Here is a 3038-nt window from a genome sequence, read left to right on the forward strand (position 1 = left end):
ACAGGTCACCGAACACACCGAAGCCCAGCTCCAGTGCGGCCACGGGAAGCATGAACGCGTCGGTGATCCACGTCAGTTGGACCGAGGACGGCGCGAGGTCCTGCTGGATGAGCCCGTTGATGAGCGAGGGGACGGCAAGGGCCATCTGCGCGAGGCACACGGCGAGGACCACCGCGGCCAGGGTGCCCGAGGTCAGGGTGTATCTGCCACCCTCTCCCCCTGCCACCTTGGGTGAATCGATCTGAACCATGGACGACTCCTTGGTGCGAAGCGCTGCTGCGGGAACCGGCGTCCGCTGCCGGACCCTGCTGTGGGTGCTTGTTGTCGCGGTCATCCCGGCAACACCGCTGCCGTACCGCCTCTGAGCTCGCGGAGTGTCTCCGCGTCGCCCATCCACCGGACCTGATTCAGAAGACTGCTCGGCGCGATGGCGACCGGCCGAGCAGCGTCAAGCTAGGAGTGAGCCCCGTCACGCTCAACGGCCATGTTCATTGGACGGACAAGCCGCCGCTCATCCGCGGTCCCGAAGCGCACCATCCGTGCAGGACGGCCTTGCCATGGCCGCCCGGAGGGAGTGGTGACTCATGACTGGGAGACTGACGGGCAGGACCGCCGTCGTGACCGGGGGCAGTACGGGCATCGGGCAGGAGATCGCCCGCAGGCTCGCGGCGGAGGGCGCGGACATCGCCGTGGCGGACATCGACCCTGCCGAGGAGACGCGCGAGCTCGTCGCACAGACCGGTCGGCGGTTCTTCAGCGACAAGGTCGACGTCTCGGACGAGGACGCGATCCAGGAGTTCGCCGCCCGGGTCCGACGTGAGCTCGGCGCCGCCGACATCCTGGTGAACAACGCGGCCGTCGTACTGCTCGCCGACATCGACCACGTGACCTTCGACGAGTGGCGTCGCACCTTCGCCGTCAACGTGGACGGCCCCTTCCTGGCCTCCAAGGCGTTCCTGCCGGACCTGAAGGAGTCCGGGGCGGGACGGATCATCAACATCACGTCGTCGAGCTACTGGACTCCACCGCCCCCCTTCGTCTCCTACATCTCCTCCAAGGGCGCGCTGAACGGGCTCACCTCTGTCCTGGCCGCCAACCTCGCCGCGCACCGCATCACCGTCAACGGCGTCGCGGCGAGCCTGGTCCGCACGGCCACGGCCGCGGAGAAGACGAGCGAGGAATTCTTCGAGCAGACCGTGCGGATGCAGAACATCAAGCGGGTGCAGATGCCGGCCGACGTCTCGGGTGTCGTCGCGTTTCTCGCCTCCGACGACGCCGCGTTCATCACGGGGCAGATCGTCGTCGCGGACGGCGGAAGCACGCGCCGCTGAGGCGTCTTGTCGGAACCAACCGCTGGATCCGCACGGTAGAGCGACGAGATCACTCGATCGTGAGTTCCTCCACGGCCGCCCCCTGGGTGCCGCGATGCTCGCAAGGGCGGTGCGCGCCCAGGGCCGCCTGGCCGTACGACGGACGAGGGAGACGGCGTGACGCGAGATGCGGAACCGCGCGGAGGCGGGAACAGCGACAGCCAGGCACTTCTGCTGGCTGCCGGACTGGCCGATCTCGCGGTGAGCACTGTGGGTTCGGCCCTGGGGACGGTGCGAGGGCTGTTGCGCCGGTCGGACGCCACCGAGCTGGCCGGGGAGGCGGAGCGCGAACTCGTGGCGCGTGGGCGTCTGGTGCTGGACCGGTATGCGGGCGTGCCTCCGGCCCACTTGGAGATCCTCGCCCAGCGCGCCCTGGCCCGGAAGGCCGCCGGTGGCGTATGAGCGGTGGGAGCCGACCCTGTTCAAGGCCCGCGTGGACGAGATGCTGCGGGGGTTCGTCGCCCGGGAGGCCGACGAGTTCGCGGCCGTCGATCCGATGCTCGGCGCCGTGGCCGAGAGACTGGAGGCGGCGGTCACGCACGGCAAACGGCTGCGGGCGGCGTTCTGCTACTGGGGGTGGCGGGCGGCGGGGCAGCCGGACAGCGACGCACTGGTGCGGGCGGCCGCCTCGATGGAACTGGTGCATGCCGCCGCGGTCGTGCACGACGACCTCATCGACGACAGCCCGCTGCGGCACGGCCGGCCCACGACCCACGTCGCCCTGCGCGCGGCCGTAGGGAAGCGTCCCGACGCCGATGCCGCCGGGCGGTCCTTGGCGATGCTGGTGGGAGACCTGCTCATGGCGCTGGCCGGGCAGTTGTTCGCGGCCAGCGGTCTGCCCGCCGCGTATCTCGTCCGGGCCCGCCCGTTGTGGGCGGTGATGGCCCGTGAGCTGATCGCGGGCGAGTGTCTGGAGATCCTGCGTACCGGTGCCGGTCCGGACACCGAGGCGTCGCTGAAGGTGATCCGCTACAAGACCGCCAAGTACACGGTCGAACAGCCCCTGTTGATCGGTGGTGCGCTGGCCGGCGCGAGCGTACGGCTGCGCGAGGGCTACTCGGCGTACGGGCTGCCGCTGGGCGAGGCGTTCCAGCTGCGGGACGACCTGCTCGGACTGTTCGGGGACCCCGAGCTCACCGGCAAGGCCAATGCCGACGATGTGCGGGGCCGACGGCCCACCGCGCTGCTGGCGGAGACATGGCGGCTCGCCGACGACGCGGAGCGGAAGTTGCTGGACACGCTGCTGGGCCGGGACGACCCGGACGGGAAGGGGCTGGACGCGCTGCGAGAGGTGATGCGCCGGCTGAAGGCGCCCGACCGCATCGAGAGCATGATCGGGGCACGGGTCGAGGAGGCTCTCGGCGTCCTGCACGAACTGGATCTTCCGGCGCACGCCGTCGGCGGACTGACCGCGCTGGCGCATTCCGCGGCGGTACGCCTGTCCTGACCCCTCGCATCCGGCGCCAGCCCTGCCCCTCCCCTGCCCGCGCCCTCTCCCGCCCTGTCGTGAACGTTCCAGAGGAAGACGAGGAACCCTGTCGTGGCCTACACCGACGCATCACTGGACGCCCTGCGGCGAACCGGGGACGAACTCGCCGACGCCACCGTCACCGAGCTCTTCGCACGCGGGGAGGTGGGCACGTTCAACACCCTGATGCGGTATGTCTC

3 protein-coding genes and 2 pseudogenes are annotated in these 3038 nt (G+C 70.2%); 4 read left to right on the forward strand and 1 reads right to left on the reverse strand.

Annotated features, from left to right (window positions below):
• Window positions 1–250: pseudogene (locus JF597_RS53145) on the reverse strand (MFS transporter); the annotation flags it as partial.
• 334 nt (window positions 251–584) lie between these two features.
• Here JF597_RS53145 and JF597_RS53150 point away from each other — a divergent pair.
• From JF597_RS53150 to JF597_RS53165, 4 genes and pseudogenes are all read left to right on the forward strand, one after another.
• Entirely contained in the window at window positions 585–1331 is a 747-nt protein-coding gene (locus JF597_RS53150; protein ID WP_294014182.1) for an SDR family oxidoreductase, read from the forward strand.
• Between the two features lie 156 nt (window positions 1332–1487).
• Window positions 1488–1772: a polyprenyl synthetase gene (locus JF597_RS53155; RefSeq protein ID WP_294014184.1), complete on the forward strand. Its 285-nt coding sequence runs from the start codon at window positions 1488–1490 to the stop codon at window positions 1770–1772.
• Window positions 1762–2817, forward strand: coding sequence for a polyprenyl synthetase family protein (locus tag JF597_RS53160; protein ID WP_294014185.1), 1056 nt, complete (start codon window positions 1762–1764; stop codon window positions 2815–2817). Before JF597_RS53155 ends, JF597_RS53160 begins: the two co-directional genes overlap by 11 nt.
• A gap of 93 nt (window positions 2818–2910) precedes the next feature.
• A pseudogene (locus JF597_RS53165) lies at window positions 2911–3038 on the forward strand (DUF2236 domain-containing protein); the annotation flags it as partial.

The sequence above is a fragment of the Streptomyces sp. genome (assembly GCF_019510245.1).
Classification (GTDB): Bacteria; Actinomycetota; Actinomycetes; order Streptomycetales; family Streptomycetaceae; genus Streptomyces.